The sequence below is a fragment of the Halomonas getboli genome, from assembly GCF_023094245.1.
GTDB classification, from domain to species: Bacteria; Pseudomonadota; Gammaproteobacteria; order Pseudomonadales; family Halomonadaceae; genus Halomonas; species Halomonas getboli.
The window spans coordinates 1-520 of the sequence record NZ_JALMEW010000017.1; the positions used below are offsets into that span (position 1 = coordinate 1).

Annotated in this window: 2 tRNA genes; both read right to left on the reverse strand. The window is 50.8% G+C overall.

What is annotated here, in order from left to right:
• Nucleotides 1-212 precede the first annotated feature (212 nt).
• Nucleotides 213-288: transfer RNA gene (locus MYL53_RS17175), tRNA-Ala, on the reverse strand.
• Nucleotides 289-395: 107 nt separating this feature from the next.
• Nucleotides 396-472: transfer RNA gene (locus MYL53_RS17180), tRNA-Ile, on the reverse strand.
• Nucleotides 473-520: the final 48 nt, after the last annotated feature.

Here is a 520-nt window from a genome sequence, read left to right on the forward strand (position 1 = left end):
ATAACCCCAAGGGGTCTGATCTGCGATGACAACAACGACAATTGCCGGATACGCTTGAGACGTATCTCATGCCCTCTCCCGGGTAGGAGAGGGACTTTGTCAGCATGATTCACATTGTTAAAGAGCGTTTAAAGCGAGAAGCTTTAAGCTGGAAGCTTGAAGAGGCCGTCTCTTCAAACGTCTAGCTTAAAACTTCATGACTGTTGAGATGATGGTGGAGCCTAGCGGGATCGAACCGCTGACCTCCTGCGTGCAAGGCAGGCGCTCTCCCAGCTGAGCTAAGGCCCCTCTGAATGCCCATACGTGACATGGGGAATTTTATTCAGGACAAGGCGTTTGTGGCGATGCATAGCCTGCTATGCGAGTCACAAAACAACGCGGTACTGGATAAAATTTGGTGGGTCTGGGCAGACTTGAACTGCCGACCTCACCCTTATCAGGGGTGCGCTCTAACCAACTGAGCTACAGACCCAAACAGTCTTTTGCTCTGGCCGATCAGATAATTCATTGTGGACACTTG